Genomic DNA, 239 nt, shown 5'->3' with positions numbered 1-239 from the left:
GCACCCGATCCCATTCCGAACTCGGCCGTGAAACGCTCCAGCGCCAATGGTACTTTGTCTTAAGACACGGGAGAGTAGGTCGCTGCCAGGTCTGCTAAGCACACAAATATCAAATCATCTTCTCAAAACCATACAAAACAGACCATTCAACGCGGCAACCGCGAAAAAATACCCAACCGGTTCATAATAAACACCCTGGCGCGGGGTGGAGCAGCCCGGTAGCTCGTCAGGCTCATAAC

1 rRNA gene is annotated in these 239 nt (G+C 52.3%); it reads left to right on the top strand.

Annotated features, from left to right (window positions below):
- Nucleotides 1–91: ribosomal RNA gene (gene rrf / locus QSJ70_RS27620) — 5S ribosomal RNA — on the top strand; the annotation flags it as partial.
- Nucleotides 92–239: the final 148 nt, after the last annotated feature.

This window comes from Brucella sp. NBRC 12950 (genome assembly GCF_030268145.1).
Taxonomy (GTDB): Bacteria; Pseudomonadota; Alphaproteobacteria; order Rhizobiales; family Rhizobiaceae; genus Brucella.
Note: the sequence above shows the minus strand (reverse complement) of the source record. Positions and strands in the feature narration are given on the sequence as shown.